Origin of the sequence: Xylophilus sp., from assembly GCA_009914555.1 — a bacterium.
Taxonomy (GTDB): Bacteria; Pseudomonadota; Gammaproteobacteria; order Burkholderiales; family Burkholderiaceae_C; genus WNDY01.
Map to the genome: position 1 here is coordinate 12,226 of WNDY01000017.1, position 13,861 is coordinate 26,086.

A 13,861-nucleotide genomic window follows, 5' to 3' on the forward strand; every position below is an offset into this window, starting at 1 on the left:
TCAGACCCGGCGCGAGCGCACGAAATCGACGATGCGCTGCGCGGCTTCGAGGCATTCCCCGGTGTCGACCACCAGGGCCATGCGCACCCGGCCGGCGCCGGGGTTGGCGCCGGCTGCGCCGCGGGCGAGGTAGCTGCCGGGCAGCACCGTCACATTGTAGTGAGCGAGCAGTTCGCGGGCGAAGGCCGGGTCGTCCAGGCCCAGCTCCGGCGGGATGCCGGCCCAGAGGTAGAAGCCGGCATCGGGCAGGGCCACGTCCAGCACCCCGGCCAGCAGCGGCGTGACGGCGGCGAACTTGGCGCGGTAGAGCGCGCGGTTTGCCTCGACGTGCGCCTCGTCGCCCCAGGCGGCGATGCTGGCGGCCTGCACGACCGGGCTCATCGCGCTGCCGTGGTAGGTGCGGAACAGCAGGAAGGCCTTGAGCAGCGCCGCGTCGCCGGCGACGAAGCCGCTGCGCAGGCCCGGCACGTTGCTGCGCTTGGACAGGCTGGTGAAGGCCACGAGGTTGCGGAAGTCGGCGCGGCCGAGCTTGGCGGCGGCCTCCAGGCCGCCGAGCGGCGGCTCGTCGCGGAAGTAGATCTCGCTGTAGCACTCGTCGGAGGCGATCACGAAGCCGTAGCGGTCCGACAGCGCGAACAGCTTCTTCCATTCGTCCGCCGGCATCACCGCGCCGGTCGGGTTGCCGGGCGAGCAGACGAAGATCAGCTGGGTGCGCGCCCATACGGCTTTGGGCACGCTGTCCCAGTCCACCGCGAAGTTGCGGGCCGGGTCGCTCGGCGCGTAGTAGGGCTCGGCGCCCGAGAGCAGGGCCGCGCCTTCGTAGATCTGGTAGAACGGATTGGGGCAGACGACCACCGGTTTGTCGGCCGGCGTGCGGGCGTCGACCAGCGTCTGGGCGAAGGCGAACAGCGCCTCGCGCGAACCGTTGACCGGCAGCACCTGCGTGGCCGCATCCACGGCGACGGCATAGCGGCGCCGCAGCCAGCCGGCGAACGATTCGCGCAGCTTCGGGTCGCCGGCGGTGGCCGGGTAGACCGCCAGGCCGGTGAGGCTGGCGGTGAGCGCGTCCTTGATGAACTGCGGCGTCGGATGCCGCGGCTCGCCGATGCCCAGGCTGATGGGGCGCAGCGCCGGGTTGGGCGCGACGCCCTGGAAGAGCTGGCGCAGCCGCTCGAACGGATACGGCTGCAGGGCGGAGAGCAGGGGATTCATGGGCGGCGATTATCGGCCAAGGGCGCAGCCTCCCCTGGCTGCACGTGCGGGTAACACCCAGGGCGCCTGGAGGCGCAATGTCAGCTTCGCGGCAGACGCCGCACCAAGAATCCCCCACGGCCGCATTGGCGCGGCGGAGGAAACATCGAATGGCATCGCTCAACCCGTTGGCGCCCGGCGTGGCGCTGATGCGCCGCATGCGCCTGGGCGGCAAGTTCTTGCTGCCGGCCGGCCTCGTGGTGCTCGGGCACGGCGCGGCAGCCGCGATCGTGGCCAGCGGCGCGGCGGCCGGCTGGGCGCTCGCCGCGCTGGCGGCCAGCGCATTGCTCGTCCTGCTGGCGGCGGCCGCGCTGCCTGCGGGATTGCACGGCGACATCGCATCGGCCCGGCGGGCACTCCAGCGCCTGGGTGACGGCGACCTGCGGCAGGACGCGGAGCCGCCGCGCTCCGGGCGGGACGAACTTGCCGAGATGCTTGGCCTGCTGGCCCGTGTGGTGCGCACGCTGTCGTCGATGGTGGCCGACATCCGCAGCAATGCCGCCCTGGTGGCCCAGGCCGGCCAGAGCCTGGCAGCCGGCAACCGCGACCTGTCGGACCGCACCGAACAGCAGGCGGCCAGCCTGGAGCAGACCTCGGCCAGCGTGGGCGAACTCTCGGGCACTGTCGCGCAGAACGCAGCGACCGCCCGCAGCGCCGACGGCCGCGCCGCCGCCGTGCGCGATGCGGCGGCCGCCGGCGGCGACGCGATGGCGCGGGCGGTCGCCTCGGTGCAGGAGATCCAGGCCGGCGCGCGGCGCATGGGCGAGATCATCGGCGTGATCGACGGCATCGCCTTCCAGACCAACATCCTGGCGCTCAACGCCGCAGTGGAGGCGGCGCGGGCCGGCGGGCAGGGCCGCGGCTTCGCCGTGGTCGCGACCGAGGTGCGCACGCTGGCCCAGCGCTCGGCCGCGTCGGCGCGCGAGATCCGCGAGCTGATAGGCGCCTCCACCGGCCAGGTCGAGGCGAGCGCCGGCCTGATCCGCGCGGCGGGCGAAGCCATCGGCGGCATCACCGGCGGCATCCGCGACGTCGCGGCCCGCATGTCGGAGCTGTCCGCCTTCAGCGCCGGGCAGAGCAACAGCCTGGGCGAGATCGCGCAGGCCGTGCGCCAGCTCGACCAGATCACCCAGCACAACGCGCAGATGGTGGAGCAGGCGGCGGCGCAGGCGGCCGCGCTGGAGCGGCGCGCCTCCACGCTCGCACAGGCGGTCGCCGCATTCCGCTTGCAGCAGGGCACGGCCGGCGAGGCGGCGGCCCTGGTGCAGGCCGCGGCGGCGCTCGGTGCGCGGCTGCCGCGCCCGGCCTTCCTCCAGCGCCTGAGCGACCCGGCCCAGCCTTTCCACGACCGCGACATGTATGTGTTCGTGCTCGACGGCGCGGGGGTGTACCGGGCCTTCGGCGGCAATCCGGCCAAGGTCGGCACCCGGGTCCAGGACCTGCCGGGTGTGGACGGCGACGGGCTGCTGCGGGCCATCGTCGGGCAGGCGGCGCAGGGGCCGGGATGGGTGGAGTACGACATCCAGAACCCGGCGACCGGGGCGGTGCAGGCCAAGATGTCGTTCGTGCAGCAGCTCGGCGATGACCTCTACCTGGGCTGTGGCGTCTACAAGCGGCTGGTGGCCTAGGGGGTATATTGCTACAGCGCTTTAAAATTGCGCACTGTGGATGGTTGCGAGGGGAAGTATTGGCTCAGCGCCGGGCCTTAGCCCGGGCCAGCGCGGCTTCGATCAGGCTGCGCTTGCGGTCCAGCACGGCCGGATCGGTCAGACTGGAATGGGCCGCGATGTCGGCCAGCTTCGCCTGTGCCTGGGACTGCAGCCGTTGGGCGTTCTCGCGCTCCTCGCGCCGCTGCCGCTCGGCGTGCAGACCGTAGCGCTCCCGCGCCCAGGCGGCATCGGCAGCGGACCATGCGGCCCAGCCGGTGCGTTCGCCGCTGGCGTTGTCGAGGTGGATACAGTCCACCGGGCAGACCGGGATGCACCGCTCGCAGCCGGTGCACCATTGCTCGATGACCGTGTGCATGCGCTTGTTGGCACCCGCGATGGCATCGGTGGGGCAGGCTTTGAGGCAGAGGGTGCAGCCGATGCACCAGTCCTCGTCGATCCAGGCCACGGTGCGCGGGCCTTCGATGCCGTGTTCGGCGCTCAGCGGCGCCGGCGGCCGGCCGGTGATCGCCGCCAGCCGCCGGATGCCTTCCTCGCCGCCCGGCGGGCACTGGTTGATGCCCGCTTCGCCCGCAGCCACGGCCTGCGCATAGCCGGCGCAGTCGGGATAGCCGCAGCGGGTGCACTGCGTCTGCGGCAGCGCGGTGTCGATCCGGAGCGCGAGCAGGGTCGGGTCGGCGGCCGTGGGCGGCATTCAGGCGGCCAGGGCGCGCGCCTTGCGGGCCCGCTCGGGCGGGCGGGCCGGGGTGGCGCTGTGGTGCGCGCGGATGAAGTCGCGCACCTTGGGATAGACGAGTTCACGCCAGCGGCGGCCGCTGAAGATGCCGTAGTGGCCCGCGCCCTTGACCTCGTAGTGCTCGTGCTCATCCGCGGCGATGCCGGTGCACAGATCATGGGCCGCGGCCGTCTGGCCGGCACCCGAGATGTCGTCGAGCTCGCCCTCGATCGTCAGCAGGGCGGCGTCCTTGATGTCCTGCGGCCTGACCCGTTCGGCCACGCCCTCGGGGCTGCGCACCTCCCAGGTGCCGTTGACCAGCAGGAAGTCCTGGAAGACGGTGCGGATGGTCTCGAGGTAGTAGTCCGCGTCCATGTCGAGCACCGCGTTGTACTCGTCGTAGAACTTGCGGTGGGCCTCGGCGCTGGTGTCGTCGCCCTTGATCAGGTCCTTGAAGTAGTCGTAGTGGCTCTTGGCATGCCGGTCGGGGTTCATGGCCACGAAGCCGGTGTGCTGGAGGAAGCCGGGATAGACCCGCCGGCCCGCGCCCGGGTAGTTGTCGGGGACGCGGTAGATCACGTTGTTCTCGAACCACTCGTAGCTCTTGTTCATCGCCAGGTTGTTGACGGCCGTGGGCGACTTCCGCGCGTCGATCGGGCCACCCATCATCACCAGCGACCGGGGTACGGGCTCGCCGCGCGACGCCATGAGGGAGACGGCCGCGAGCACCGGCACCGTGGGCTGGCAGACGCTGACCACGTGCACTTCGCCGTAGGCCTGCTGGATGTGGCGGATGAATTCCTCGACGTAGTTCACATAGTCGTCGAGATGGAAGGGGCCGTCGGCCAGCGGTACCAGCCGGGCGTTCTTCCAGTCGGTGATGTAGACCTTGTGGTCCCGCAGCAGCGTGCGAACCGTGTCGCGCAGCAGCGTGGCGTAGTGGCCCGACAGCGGGGCCACGACCAGCACGGCGGGCTGCTCCTTGAGCTTGTCGAGCGTGTCGCCGTCGTCGCTGAAGCGCTTGAAGCGGCGCAGTTCGCAGAACGGCTTGTCGGCTTCGATGCGTTCCTGGATGGCGACCTCCACGCCGTCCACGTCCACCGCGTCGATGCCGAAGACCGGCTTCTCGTAGTCCTTGCCGAGGCGGTACAGCAGGTCGTAGCCCGCGGACACGCGCTGGACGAACGGCGTGTGGCTGAAGGGGGACTGCGGGTTGCCGTAGAACTTGGAGGCGGCCTGCGCGAAGTCGGCGAAAGGCTCCATCAGGGAGCGCTGCGTTTCATAGAGCTGGTAGAGCATGGTCTGGCATATGAAATTGCTGCACTGCAATATAACAGCGACGCATGACCCCGGCGGGAGCGGAAAAGCCCGCTTGCCAACGTAGGCGAAACCGCGCAGCCATCGGCCGGAACCGGCGGACGGCCCCGGCCGGACGCCCAGATCAGAGCACCTTGGCGATCGATGCGCAGACGTGGTCGATGTTGTGGCTGTTGAGCGCGGCCACGCAGAGGCGGCCGGTATCCACGCCGTAGACGCCGAACTCGGTGCGCAGGCGCACCATCTGGTCCTTGCTCAGACCCGAGTAGCTGAACATGCCGATCTGGGTGGTGATGTAGCTCACGTCCTGCTGCACACCCGCGGCCTTCAGGCCGTCGGCCAGCTTGTGGCGCATGGCCTTGATGCGCTCGCGCATCTCGGCCAGCTCCTTCTCCCACAGGGCGCGCAGGGCCGGGTCGTTCAGCACGGTGGCGACGACGGCGGCGCCGTGCGTCGGCGGATTGCTGTAGTTGGTGCGGATCTGGATCTTGAGCTGGCTCAGCACGCGGGCCGCTTCCTCCTTGTCCTGGGCCAGCACCGACAGGGCGCCGACGCGCTCGCCGTAGAGGCTGAAGCTCTTGGAGAACGAGGTCGAGACCAGGAAGGTCAGGCCGGCGGCGACGAACTTGCCGATCACGGCGCCATCCTCGGCGATGCCGTAGCCGAAGCCCTGGTAGGCCATGTCGAGGAAGGGCACCAGGCCGCGCGCCTTGACGGCGGCGATGACCTGGTCCCACTGCGCGGACGTGATGTCGTAGCCGGTCGGGTTGTGGCAGCAGGCGTGCAGCACGACGATGGTGCCGGGCGCGGCGTCGTTCAGCGCGCTGACGAAGCCTTCGAAGTTCACACCGCGCTTTTCGGCATCGTAGTAGGGATAGGTGCCGACGTCGAAACCGGCGTTGGTGAACAGCGCGCGGTGGTTTTCCCAGCTCGGGTCGGAGATCAGGACCTTGGCGTTCGGGTTCAGGTGCTTGAGGAAGTCGGCGCCGACCTTCAGGCCGCCGGTGCCGCCCAGGGCCTGGATCGTGGCCACGCGGCCGGATCGGACGGGCTCGCTGTCGGCGCCGAAGACCAGGCTCTTGACGGCGTTGTCATAGGCCGCGATGCCGTCGATCGGCAGGTAGCCGCGCGGCTTCGGTGTCTCGGCCAGTTGCTTTTCGGCCGCCTGGACACACTTGAGCAGAGGAAGCTTGCCATTGTCGTCGTAGTAGACGCCGACGCCGAGATTGACCTTGGCCGGGTGGGTGTCGGCACCGAACTGCTCGTTGAGACCCAGGATGGGGTCGCGGGGAGCCTGTTCGACGGCGGAGAAAAGAGACGACATGGGAAGAAAGTCCTCTGTGGTAGCGATTGGCGAGTCGGCGGCCACTGCATTACCCTTGACCGCTTCGCCCGAATTTTATCCACAGCCCCATGCCCGCACTCCAAGAAGTACCGTCCGCACCGCCAGCTGCCGAAGGCCGGTTCGTGACCTTTCCGGGATCGCCCTTCGAACTGTTCCAGCCGTACCCGCCGGCCGGAGATCAGCCTGCGGCCATCGAGCAGCTCGTGGAAGGTGTCAACGACGGCGAGGTGTTCCAGACCCTGCTGGGCGTGACCGGCTCGGGCAAGACCTACACCATGGCCAATGTGATCGCCCGGCTGGGGCGGCCGGCCATCGTTTTCGCTCCGAACAAGACGCTGGCCGCGCAGCTCTACAGCGAGTTCCGCGAGTTCTTCCCGAAAAACGCGGTCGAGTACTTCGTGAGCTACTACGACTACTACCAGCCTGAAGCCTACGTCCCGCAGCGCGACCTGTTCATCGAGAAGGACTCGGCGATCAATGAGCACATCGAGCAGATGCGCCTCTCGGCCACCAAGAGCGTGCTGGAGCGGCGCGACACGGTGATCGTGGCCACGGTGAGCGCGATCTACGGCATCGGCGCGCCCGAGGACTACACCCAGATGCGTTTCATCACTCGCGTCGGCGATCGGGCGCGCCAGCGCGACGTCATCTCGCAGTTGATCCGCATGCAGTACACGCGCAACGAGGCCGACTTCGTGCGCGGTTCGTTCCGGGTCCGCGGCGATACCATCGACATCTTCCCGGCCGAGCATTCGGAGCTGGCCCTGCGGGTGGAGCTGTTCGACGACGAGGTCGAATCGCTACAGCTGTTCGACCCGCTCACCGGCCGGATCCGGCAAAAGGTGCCGCGCTTCACCGTCTATCCGTCGAGCCACTATGTGACGCCGCGCGAGAAGGTGCTGTCGGCCGTGGACTCGATCAAGCTGGAGCTGAAGGACCGGCTGGACCAGTTCGTGAAGGAAGGCAAGCTGGTGGAGGCCCAGCGGCTGGAGCAGCGCACCCGCTTCGATCTGGAGATGCTCAGCGAGGTCGGCCACTGCAAGGGCATCGAGAACTACACCCGGCACCTGTCGGGCGCGGCGCCCGGCTCGCCGCCGCCGACCTTGACCGACTACCTGCCCAAGGACGCGATCATGTTCCTCGACGAGAGCCACGTGATGATCGGCCAGCTCGGCGGCATGTACAACGGCGACCGGGCCCGCAAGACCACGCTGGTCGAATACGGCTTCCGGCTGCCGTCCGCGCTGGACAACCGGCCGCTGCGCTTCGAGGAGTTCGAGGCGCGCATGCGGCAGGTCATCTTCGTCTCGGCCACGCCCGCCGCCTATGAGCAAGAGCACGCCGGCCAAGTGGTCGAGCAGGTCGTGCGGCCGACCGGGCTGGTCGATCCGGAGGTCGAGGTGCGCCCGGCCACCCACCAAGTGGACGACGTGCTCCAGGAGATCCGCATCCGCGTCGAGAAGAACGAGCGCGTGCTGATCACCACGCTGACCAAGCGCATGGCCGAGCAACTGACCGACTACCTGGCCGACAACGGCGTCAAGGTGCGCTACATGCACAGCGACATCGACACGGTCGAGCGCGTCGAAATACTGCGCGACCTGCGGCTGGGTACTTTCGACGTGCTGGTCGGCATCAACCTGCTGCGCGAAGGGCTGGACATTCCCGAGGTCAGTCTCGTGGCCATCCTCGATGCCGACAAGGAAGGCTTCCTGAGGGCCGAGCGCAGCCTGATCCAGACCATCGGCCGGGCGGCGCGGAACCTCCATGGTCGCGCGATCCTCTATGCCGACAAGGTCACCGATTCGATGCGCAGGGCGATCGACGAGACCGAGCGCCGCCGGGCCAAGCAGATCGCCCACAACGAAGCGCTCGGTATCACGCCGCGCAGCATCGTCAAGCAGGTGCGGGAACTGATCGACGGGGTCTACAGCGACAAGGCCGGGCAGGGCGACGCCCGCGTCGCGCCTGCGGTGCGGGCGGGCCAAGGCGCCGAGGAGATGAGCGAGAAGGATGTGGCGCGCGAAATCAAGCGGCTGGAAAAACAGATGCTGGAACACGCACGCAACCTGGAGTTCGAGCAGGCGGCGCGGCTGCGCGACCAGCTGACGAGGCTCAAGGAGCGGGCCTTCGGCGCCGGAGGCTCGGACAGCATCGCCGCTTGAACCCGTCAGATGAAATAGTGACTGTTCGGTTTTGTTACCCGAGCAACGAGCTGGGGAATAGTGGTATACTTGAGGCAAACACTCAAGAACAACAAAGCCCAGAACGATGAAGGAGCCCGGCGCCATGCCGGGTCAGCAGGGCGGAGACGGTGCTTTGGCAAAGCCCTCGGCTTGCGCGAAGCGTTTCACCACTCAAGCCAATCCACAAGGAGCTTGCGATGCGTCTCACAACGAAAGGCCGTTTTGCGGTCACTGCCATGATCGACCTGGCCCTGCGCCAGAACAACGGTCCCGTGACCCTGGCTGCGATCAGCCAGCGCCAGCAGATCTCGCTGTCCTATCTCGAGCAGCTGTTCGGTAAGCTGCGCCGTCACGAACTCGTCGAATCCACCCGCGGCCCGGGCGGCGGCTATACGCTGGGCCGCAAGGCAGCCGATATCACCGTCGCCGACATCATCGTCTCGGTGGACGAGCCGATCGACGCCACCCAGTGCGGCGGCAAGGAGAACTGCCTGGGCGAGGCGGGCCGCTGCATGACGCACGAACTCTGGGCTGCGTTGAACCAGCGCATGGTCGAGTTCCTCGATTCCGTCACGTTGCAGAAACTGGTGGACGAGCAGATCGCCAAGGGTGTGCGCATCGAGGACAAGCCGGCCGTGCGCCGCGCGATCTCGACGACGCCGGTCGTCAAGCCGATCCGCGTCAACGCGCCGAACTCCGTCTTCGCGCTCGGCAACGCTTTCGCGAAATCCTGACACCCGTCGGGCGTCGGCCGCCCGCCGGCAGGAGGCACAGTTTCCCGCAAGAACAAATCGGCAGACCCACCATGGACATGACTCCCCATTTCCCCATCTATCTGGACTATGGCGCAACCACGCCGGTCGATCCCCGTGTGGTCGACGCGATGATTCCCTGGTTGCGCGAGCATTTCGGCAACCCGGCGTCACGCAGCCATGCCTGGGGCTGGGAGGCGGAAGAGGCCGTCGAGAAGGCCCGCGGCCAAGTGGCCGCACTGGTGGGCGCCGACCCGCGCGAGATCGTCTGGACCAGCGGTGCCACCGAGTCCAACAATCTGGCCTTGAAGGGCGCGGCGCATTTCTACAAGGGCAAGGGCAAGCACCTCATCACGGTGAAGACCGAGCACAAGGCCGTGCTCGACACCATGCGTGAACTGGAGCGCCAGGGTTTCGAGGTAACCTACCTCGACGTCAAGGAGAACGGCCTGCTCGACTTCGACGTGCTCAAGGCTGCCATCCGCCCGGACACGATTCTTGTCAGCGTGATGTTCGTGAACAACGAGATCGGCGTGATCCAGGACATTCCGGCCATCGGGGCGCTGTGCCGTGAAAAGGGCATCATCTTCCATGTCGACGCCGCCCAGGCCACCGGCAAGGTCGAGATCGACCTGAAGACGCTGCCCGTGGATCTGATGAGCCTGGCTTCCCACAAGACCTATGGTCCCAAGGGCATCGGCGCCCTTTATGTGCGCCGCAAGCCGCGCGTGCGCATCGAAGCGCAGATGCACGGCGGCGGCCATGAGCGCGGCATGCGCTCTGGCACGCTGCCCACGCACCAGATTGTTGGCATGGGCGAGGCCTTCCGCATTGCCCGCGAGGAAATGGGCAAGGACAACGCGCACGCTGCCGCCTTGCAGAAGCGCCTGCTCGACGGCCTGAAGGACATCGAGCAGGTGTTCGTCAACGGCGATCTGACGCACCGCGTGCCGCAGAACCTCAACATCAGCTTCAACTATGTCGAGGGCGAATCCCTGATCATGGGCATCAAGGGCCTTGCGGTGTCGTCCGGCTCGGCCTGCACGTCTGCCAGCCTGGAGCCGAGCTACGTGCTGCGCGCCCTGGGCCGCAGCGACGAACTGGCCCACAGCAGCCTGCGCATGACCATCGGCCGCTTCACCACGGAGGAAGAGATCGACTACGCCGTCACGGCGATCCGCCACAACGTAGCCAAGCTGCGCGAACTGAGCCCGCTGTGGGACATGTTCAAGGAAGGCATCGACCTCAGCACCATCCAGTGGGCCGCCCACTGAGCGTCAACCAGATTTTCAGACACGAGGTAAACGTCATGGCTTATTCGGACAAGGTTATCGACCACTACGAAAACCCCCGCAACGTGGGCTCGTTCGACAAGGGCGACGACACGGTCGGCACCGGCATGGTCGGCGCGCCCGCCTGCGGCGACGTGATGAAACTGCAGATCAAGGTCAATCCCGAGACCGGCGTGATCGAAGACGCGCGCTTCAAGACCTACGGCTGCGGCTCGGCCATCGCATCGTCCTCGCTTGTCACCGAATGGGTGAAGGGCAAGACGCTGGAAGAAGCGGCTGCGCTCAAGAACAGCATCATCGCGGAAGAACTCGCGTTGCCGCCGGTCAAGATCCACTGCTCCATCCTGGCGGAAGATGCCATCAAGGCCGCGGTGGACGACTATCGCAAGAAGAACGGCGCCGCCGTCGCCGAGGCGGCGGCACACTGAGTGCGTGCACGGTAGCGGAGGAGGCGACGATGTTCATCAGCCTGACCGAAGCGGCTGCACGCCATGTGAACCGCTACATTGCCCGGCGCGGCAAGGGCGTGGGCGTGCGGCTGGGCGTCAAGACCACCGGCTGCTCCGGCCTAGCCTACAAGCTGGAGTATGTGGACGAAGTAGCTCCCGAGGACGTGGTCTTCGAGGACCATGGCGTCAAGGTGATCATCGATCCCAAGAGTCTTGCCTACATCGACGGCACGCAACTCGACTTCGTCCGTGAAGGCCTCAACGAAGGCTTCCGTTTCAACAATCCCAATGAGCGGGATCGTTGCGGTTGTGGCGAGAGCTTTCGCGTCTAGGCCGTATTTCCTTTTTCCCTGGCAAGGCCGCCGCGTGCAAGCGCTGGCGGCCTTTGTCCTCCTGCAATGGCCTGTGACGGCCTGCCGCAGCGCCACACGATGAACCTGCAATCCGACGATTTCACGCTGTTTGACCTGCCTCGGACGTTCGCGCAAGACCGTGCCGTCCTGGACCAGCGCTGGCGCGATCTGCAACGCCAAGCCCATCCCGACCGCTTTGCCGCGAGCCCGGGCACGGCCCAGCGCGTGGCCATGCAATGGTCGGTGCGCATCAACGAGGCCTACCGCCGGCTCAAGGACCCGCTGCGGCGTGCGGCTTATCTCTGTGAATTGCACGGCGCGCCGATCGAGGCTGAAAGCAACACGGCGATGCCTGCGCACTTCCTGCTCAAGCAGATGGAATGGCGCGAAGCGCTCGAGGAAGCCGACAGTGCCGCCGCGCTGGAGGCGCTGCACGAGGAGGTCCGGCACAGCCGCAGCGAGGCCCTGGCCGAATGCGGCCGCCTCATCGACCAGCAGCGCGACTTTGCAGCCGCGGCCCGGCAGGTGAGAGCCCTCATGTTCATCACACGTTTCGGCGACGACGTCGAAGACCGGATCGACCAACTGGGACAATAGTGGTTTCGCCCTTCGCTGGCGGCAGATGGCTGCCGGCACCTGTATTTCTTTCTGACATGGCACTTCTTCAAATCTCCGAGCCCGGTGCTTCTCCCGATCCCCATCAGCGGCGCATCGCTGTGGGAATCGACCTGGGGACCACGCATTCGCTGGTGGCAGCGGTGCGCAACGGGGTGGCCGAGTGCCTTCCGGACGACGAGGGACGGGTGCTGCTGCCTTCGGTGGTCCGGTATCTCGACGGTGGCCGCCGGCAGATCGGCCATGAGGCGCGCGCAGCGCGTGCGGACGATGCAGAGAACACCATCGTGTCGGCCAAGCGCTTTATGGGCCGTGCATGGGGCGATATCGCCGACCGGGCCGGCCTGCCTTACCGCCTGGTCGACCGGCCGGGCCTGGTCGCATTCGATACCGCGGGCGGCGAGAAGACGCCGGTCGAGGTCAGCGCTGACATCCTCGCGACCTTGCGCCACCGTGCGGAAGACACGTTCGACGCCGATCTGTTCGGCGCGGTGATCACCGTACCGGCCTATTTCGACGACGCGCAACGGCAGGCCACGAAGGATGCGGCACAGCTGGCCGGCATCAACGTGCTGCGGCTGATCAACGAGCCGACGGCTGCGGCCATCGCCTACGGGCTCGACAATGCCAGCGAAGGCGTCTATGCCGTCTATGACCTGGGCGGCGGTACGTTCGACATTTCCATCCTGCGCCTGACGCGCGGCGTTTTCGAAGTGGTGGCCACGGGTGGCGATTCCGCGCTGGGGGGGGACGACTACGATCGCCTGCTCGCGGACTGGGCCTTGGCGCGCAGTGGCCTGGCTGCGGCCAGTGCCGTGGACAAGGCCCGGTTGCAGATCGCGGCCCGGGCCGTGAAGGAAGCGTTGACGTCCGCCCCCGTGGTCCCGTTCCGCGCGGCGCTGGAGGGGGGGGGGCTTGAGGTATCGGTGTCCCGCGCCGACTTCGACGCGATCACCAGGCCGCTGACCGACCGTACTCTGGCTGCGGTGCGGCGTGCCCTGCGGGATGCCCGGCTGCCCCGTGAAGAGATCGCTGGCGTCGTGCTGGTCGGCGGGTCCACCCGCATGCCCCAGATCCGCGAGGCAGTGCAGGCCTTCTTCGGCCGCGAGCCTCTGGTCAACCTCGATCCGGACGAGGTCGTGGCGCTCGGCGCCGCGATCCAGGCCAACCATCTGGCCGGCAATGACGCGCAAGGCGACCTCCTGCTGCTCGACGTGATCCCACTGTCGCTCGGCATCGAAACGATGGGGGGCCTGGTCGAGCGCATCATCTCGCGCAACGAGACCATTCCTGCGGCCAAGGCCCAGGACTTCACCACCTACAAGGACGGACAGACGGCACTCGCGCTGCACGTGGTGCAGGGCGAGCGCGACCTCGTGGCGGACTGCCGCAGCCTGGCGCGCTTCGAGTTGCGCGGCATTCCTCCGATGCCGGCAGGCGCGGCGCGCATCCGCGTGACATTCACCGTGGATGCGGACGGCCTCCTGAGCGTGTCGGCCCGTGAGCAGTCGAGCGGCGTGGAGGCGAGCATCGACGTCAAGCCGTCCTATGGCCTGTCGGACGACGAGATCACCCGCATGCTGCGCGAGAGCTTCAGCACTGCCGAGCAGGACATGCAGGCGCGCGCCCTGGCCGAAGCCCGCGTGGAGGCCGACCGCATGCTGCTGGCAACCCGCGCCGCGCTCGATGCGGACGGCGCGCTCCTGGAGCCCGCCGAACGATCGGCCATCACGTCGCTGGCCGACGTACTGGAGGCCCTGGCAGCGGGAGGCCAGGCCGCCGCACGCGACATCGCCGCTGCCACCGAAGCGCTGGCGCGCGGTACCGAGGCGTTCGCTGCCCGCCGCATGAACCAGAGCATCCAGAAAGCGCTGGCAGGCCGCAATGTTTCTTCCCTCTGACAACGACGAGCACACGCA

The 13,861-nt window shown here is 67.7% G+C and carries 12 protein-coding genes; 8 read left to right on the top strand and 4 right to left on the bottom strand.

Annotated elements, in window-relative coordinates; all coding sequences use genetic code 11:
* Positions 1–1,212, bottom strand: a complete 1,212-nt coding sequence (dapC, locus tag GAK38_RS09945) for a succinyldiaminopimelate transaminase (protein WP_325343675.1) — start codon at positions 1,210–1,212, stop codon at positions 1–3.
* A 149-nt stretch (positions 1,213–1,361) separates the two neighbouring features.
* On the opposite strand from dapC, the gene GAK38_RS09950 reads away from it, so the two are divergent.
* Positions 1,362–2,879: a methyl-accepting chemotaxis protein gene (locus GAK38_RS09950; protein ID WP_325343677.1), complete on the top strand. Its 1,518-nt coding sequence runs from the start codon at positions 1,362–1,364 to the stop codon at positions 2,877–2,879.
* A 64-nt stretch (positions 2,880–2,943) separates the two neighbouring features.
* Here the strand turns inward: GAK38_RS09950 and rsxB are convergent, their stop codons facing one another.
* The 3 genes from rsxB to GAK38_RS09965 form a co-directional block, all read right to left on the bottom strand.
* Positions 2,944–3,612: an electron transport complex subunit RsxB gene (gene rsxB / locus GAK38_RS09955; protein WP_325343679.1), complete on the bottom strand. Its 669-nt coding sequence runs from the start codon at positions 3,610–3,612 to the stop codon at positions 2,944–2,946.
* Positions 3,613–4,932: a polyhydroxyalkanoate depolymerase gene (locus GAK38_RS09960; protein ID WP_325343680.1), complete on the bottom strand. Its 1,320-nt coding sequence runs from the start codon at positions 4,930–4,932 to the stop codon at positions 3,613–3,615.
* A 142-nt stretch (positions 4,933–5,074) separates the two neighbouring features.
* Positions 5,075–6,274 (bottom strand): amino acid aminotransferase, encoded by a 1,200-nt coding sequence (locus GAK38_RS09965; protein ID WP_325343681.1) that lies wholly within the window; start codon positions 6,272–6,274, stop codon positions 5,075–5,077.
* 89 nt (positions 6,275–6,363) lie between these two features.
* On the opposite strand from GAK38_RS09965, the gene uvrB reads away from it, so the two are divergent.
* The 7 genes from uvrB (at position 6,364) to hscA (ending at position 13,843) form a co-directional block, all read left to right on the top strand.
* Complete coding sequence (gene uvrB, locus GAK38_RS09970) at positions 6,364–8,460, top strand: excinuclease ABC subunit UvrB (protein ID WP_325343684.1); 2,097 nt, start codon at positions 6,364–6,366, stop codon at positions 8,458–8,460.
* Positions 8,461–8,678: 218 nt separating this feature from the next.
* The gene (gene iscR / locus GAK38_RS09975; protein WP_325343685.1) at positions 8,679–9,215 is read left to right on the top strand and encodes a Fe-S cluster assembly transcriptional regulator IscR; all 537 of its coding nucleotides are present in this window, start codon (positions 8,679–8,681) and stop codon (positions 9,213–9,215) included.
* 71 nt (positions 9,216–9,286) lie between these two features.
* Positions 9,287–10,507 (top strand): IscS subfamily cysteine desulfurase, encoded by a 1,221-nt coding sequence (locus GAK38_RS09980; RefSeq protein WP_325343687.1) that lies wholly within the window; start codon positions 9,287–9,289, stop codon positions 10,505–10,507.
* 35 nt (positions 10,508–10,542) lie between these two features.
* Positions 10,543–10,953, top strand: a complete 411-nt coding sequence (gene iscU, locus GAK38_RS09985) for a Fe-S cluster assembly scaffold IscU (RefSeq protein WP_325343689.1) — start codon at positions 10,543–10,545, stop codon at positions 10,951–10,953.
* A gap of 29 nt (positions 10,954–10,982) precedes the next feature.
* On the top strand, positions 10,983–11,306 hold the full coding sequence (gene iscA / locus GAK38_RS09990; RefSeq protein WP_325343691.1) for an iron-sulfur cluster assembly protein IscA: 324 nt from the start codon (positions 10,983–10,985) through the stop codon (positions 11,304–11,306).
* Positions 11,307–11,405: 99 nt separating this feature from the next.
* A complete protein-coding gene (gene hscB / locus GAK38_RS09995; protein WP_325343693.1) occupies positions 11,406–11,924 on the top strand; it encodes a Fe-S protein assembly co-chaperone HscB in 519 nt (172 codons plus the stop codon).
* 56 nt (positions 11,925–11,980) lie between these two features.
* Complete coding sequence (gene hscA / locus GAK38_RS10000) at positions 11,981–13,843, top strand: Fe-S protein assembly chaperone HscA (RefSeq protein ID WP_325343695.1); 1,863 nt, start codon at positions 11,981–11,983, stop codon at positions 13,841–13,843.
* Positions 13,844–13,861: the final 18 nt, after the last annotated feature.

Excerpts from the sequence above, each read along its gene's own strand:
- dapC (WP_325343675.1), bottom strand. The coding sequence starts at position 1,212 with ATGAATCCCCTGCTCTCCGCCCTGCAGCCGTATCCGTTCGAGCGGCTG.
- GAK38_RS09950 (WP_325343677.1), top strand. The coding sequence starts at position 1,362 with ATGGCATCGCTCAACCCGTTGGCGCCCGGCGTGGCGCTGATGCGCCGC.
- rsxB (WP_325343679.1), bottom strand. The coding sequence starts at position 3,612 with ATGCCGCCCACGGCCGCCGACCCGACCCTGCTCGCGCTCCGGATCGAC.
- GAK38_RS09960 (WP_325343680.1), bottom strand. The coding sequence starts at position 4,932 with ATGCTCTACCAGCTCTATGAAACGCAGCGCTCCCTGATGGAGCCTTTC.
- GAK38_RS09965 (WP_325343681.1), bottom strand. The coding sequence starts at position 6,274 with ATGTCGTCTCTTTTCTCCGCCGTCGAACAGGCTCCCCGCGACCCCATC.
- uvrB (WP_325343684.1), top strand. The coding sequence starts at position 6,364 with ATGCCCGCACTCCAAGAAGTACCGTCCGCACCGCCAGCTGCCGAAGGC.
- iscR (WP_325343685.1), top strand. The coding sequence starts at position 8,679 with ATGCGTCTCACAACGAAAGGCCGTTTTGCGGTCACTGCCATGATCGAC.
- GAK38_RS09980 (WP_325343687.1), top strand. The coding sequence starts at position 9,287 with ATGGACATGACTCCCCATTTCCCCATCTATCTGGACTATGGCGCAACC.
- iscU (WP_325343689.1), top strand. The coding sequence starts at position 10,543 with ATGGCTTATTCGGACAAGGTTATCGACCACTACGAAAACCCCCGCAAC.
- iscA (WP_325343691.1), top strand. The coding sequence starts at position 10,983 with ATGTTCATCAGCCTGACCGAAGCGGCTGCACGCCATGTGAACCGCTAC.
- hscB (WP_325343693.1), top strand. The coding sequence starts at position 11,406 with ATGAACCTGCAATCCGACGATTTCACGCTGTTTGACCTGCCTCGGACG.
- hscA (WP_325343695.1), top strand. The coding sequence starts at position 11,981 with ATGGCACTTCTTCAAATCTCCGAGCCCGGTGCTTCTCCCGATCCCCAT.